At 69.0% G+C, this 3,045-nt stretch carries 3 protein-coding genes; all 3 read left to right on the top strand.

The window, feature by feature from the left end; genetic code table 11:
• A partial coding sequence (locus tag MEICH_RS0100050) for a hybrid sensor histidine kinase/response regulator (RefSeq protein WP_027890928.1) occupies nt 1–1,871 on the top strand: 1,871 nt, incomplete at its 5' end.
• A complete protein-coding gene (locus MEICH_RS0100045) occupies nt 1,868–2,608 on the top strand; it encodes a DUF4388 domain-containing protein (protein WP_027890927.1) in 741 nt (246 codons plus the stop codon). The genes MEICH_RS0100050 and MEICH_RS0100045, both read left to right, overlap by 4 nt.
• A 15-nt stretch (nt 2,609–2,623) precedes the next feature.
• Nucleotides 2,624–3,045 (top strand): response regulator (locus MEICH_RS0100040; protein WP_027890926.1); only part of this gene is annotated, 422 nt, incomplete at its 3' end.

Here is a 3,045-nt window from a genome sequence, read left to right as displayed (position 1 = left end):
CGCAACCCGCCGAGGCCCCGGCCGAGCCCCAGCCCGCCCCCGTCGCCCCCACCCCCGACACCCGCAGCACGGTGCGCGTGGCGCTCGAGCGCCTCGACCACCTCCTCGACCTCACCGGCGAGGTCATCGGGACCCGCTCGCGCTTCGAGAGCCTGCTGGCGCGGCTGAAGGAGATCGACGACGCGCTGGAGAACAGCCGCCTGCGCCTGCTGCAGGCCGCCGCCGACTTCGAGACGCGCTACCTCAACCCGGTGCTCTCCGAGTCCAAGGCCACCGCCGCCGAGGAGGCCGACGAGGCGGGCTCGAGCGGCATCGGCAAGTCGGTGCAGGAGATGTTCTCCGAGCTCGAGTTCGACCGCTACAACGACCTCAACATCCTCGCCCGCTCGGTCTCGGAGATGGTGGCCGACCTCAACGAGGTGCGCTCGCAGCTCGGCACCACCCTGCTGGCCCTGCGCGACGAGCAGGACTCCTTCGGCAAGCTCACCCGCTCGCTGCGCTCGGAGGTGGGCCGCATCCGATTGGTGCCCATCGGGCGCCTCTACCAGCGCCTGCGCCGCCAGGTGCGGCAGATCGCCGCAGACCGGCCCATCCGCCTCGAGCTCTCCGGCGAGCAGGTCGAGCTCGACAGCCTGGTGCTCGACGGCCTGGTCGAGCCGCTGGTGCACATCGTCAACAACGCCATCGTGCACGGCCTCGAGAGCCCCGAGGTGCGCGTCGGGCGGGGCAAGCCGGCCGAGGGCCTGCTGCGCATCCGCACCTACCAGCGCGGCGGCGACGCCTTCATCGAGGTGCAGGACGACGGCAACGGCATCGACGTGGAGGCGGTCAAGCGCAAGGCCGTCGAGAAGGGCCTGCGCAACGAGGCCGACCTGCAAAACCTCAGCCGCCGCGAGCTCATCGAGCTCATCTTCCTCCCCGGCCTCTCCACCGCCCCTACCATCACCCAGGAGGCCGGGCGCGGCGTGGGCATGGACGCGGTGTGGAACAGCGTGCGCCGCCTCAAGGGCGACATCACCATCGAGACCCAGCCGGGCCTGGGCACCACCTTCCGGCTGCGCGTGCCGCAGAGCCTGATCGTCTCCGACGTGCTGATCCTGGAGGCGGGGGGGCACACCCTGGGCCTGCCCAGCGACACCGTGCGCGCGCTGCGCCTGGTGGAGGCCGACGCCCAGACGTTGGAGCACGAGGGCGAGCGCTACCCCATCCAGAAGCTCTCCCGCCTGCTGCGCCTGCCCGAGGCCGAGGCGAGCGAGATGGCAGTGGTCTACCTCGAGGTCGCCGGGCGCCAACTGGCGCTGGGCGTCGACCGGCTGGTGGGGCTGCAGCAGTCCATCGTGAAGCCCTTCGAGGAGCCGCTTTCGCTCTTAGGCCACTTCTCGGGCGCGCTCGTCGCGGGTACGGGCGAGGTCATCCTGGTGCTCGACCCCAGCGGGCTGCTGCGCCTGCAGGCCGACCCCTACGACAACCGCGCGGTCTCCTCGCTCAACATCGCCGCCCCCGTCCAGCAGACCATCCTGCTGGCCGACGACTCGCTCTCGGTGCGCAAGATGGTGGGACAGAACCTGCGCCGCCTGGGTTACAATGTCGTCACTGCCGCCGATGGTCAGGAAGCGCTGGAAATCTTGCAAGAAGGTACCTTCGCTGCCCTGATCACCGACCTCGAGATGCCCCGCATGAGCGGTTTCGAGCTTCTGGAGGAGGTGCGCCGACGCCCCCACCTCGCGCACTTGCCGGTGGCGATCCTTACTACCCGCGCGAGCGCCAAGCACCGCGACCTGGCGATGCAACTGGGGGTGAACGCCTACCTCACCAAGCCCGCTGACGAGGCCCAGTTGCTGCAGTTCCTGCGCGAAGGAGTCCGCACGTGAAAGCCTTGATCGTTGCCGCCAACCTCGAATCCACCCGCGCCTTGCAGCAGGCGTTCATCCAGTCCGGTTTCGAAATCCAGACTGAGACCAGCGCCCTGTACGCCCTTACCCTGCTCGAGCGCAACCGCCCCGACGTGGTGGTGAGCCTGGCCCAGCTCTCGGACATGAGCGGGGTCGAGTTCTACGAGTTGGTGCGCAGCGACGAAGCCCTGCGCTTCGTGGCCTTCATCCTGCTTTCCCCCGAGTCCCCCCCCAACGTCTCGCGCATCGACAGCGTGATGCCCCCGGCGGTGATCCCCGGCGAGGTGGTGCGGCAGGCCTACCAGAAGGTGCTCGAGGTCACCCGCCAGACCTACGAAGTCTCCAGCGCCGCCCCCATCCGCGAGGCCATCCAGGGCGTGCTCGGCGACATCAGCCTCTTCGACCTGGCGCAGTGGCTCGCCCGCTCGGCCAAGACCGGGCGGCTGGTGGTGCACCTCGACCCCCACCACGCCACGCTGTACTTCCTCAAGGGCCAGCTCATCCACGCGCAGTTCGGCGACAAGAGCGGCGAGGACGCGGTGCTGCACCTGATGATCCAAGCCGAGACCAACCGCGACGGCAGCTTCGGCTTCGAGCCCAAAGACGCCAGCGACCTGTTCCTGGAGCCCGTCACGATCCACAAAAGCACCGATCAGCTCCTGCTCTCCCTGGCGGTGGAGATCGACCACCGCCAGGCGGGCTCGAGCCTCAACTGAAGTCAAGGAGAGAATATGGCGAAAGTTCTCGTGGTCGACGATAGCACCAGCGTACGGAAGGTGCTGGAGCGCCTGTTGGCCGCACGGGGCTTGCAGGTCGTGACGGCCCAGGACGCAGAGGAAGGGCTCAAGATGGCCACCGACGAGTCCCCCGACTTGGTCATCGCCGACGTGGTGATGCCGGGCATGAGCGGCTTCGAGATGTGCCAACTGCTGCGCCTCAACCAGCGCTTCCGCGACACCCCGGTGATCCTGATCTCGGGCATCATGGACGACAAGACCCTCATCCAGGCCCAGAGCGTGGGCGCCAACGGGGTCATCTCCAAGCCCTTCACCCCCGACACCCTCTACCCCAAGATCGAGCAGGCCCTGAGCAAGGCCCCCGCCGCCGCGGTCGCGGCCCCTGCCCCGGTCGCCGCGCCCGCCCCGGCTCCGGC

It is taken from the genome of Calidithermus chliarophilus DSM 9957 (assembly GCF_000430045.1).
GTDB classification, from domain to species: Bacteria; Deinococcota; Deinococci; order Deinococcales; family Thermaceae; genus Calidithermus; species Calidithermus chliarophilus.
Note: the sequence above shows the minus strand (reverse complement) of the source record. Positions and strands in the feature narration are given on the sequence as shown.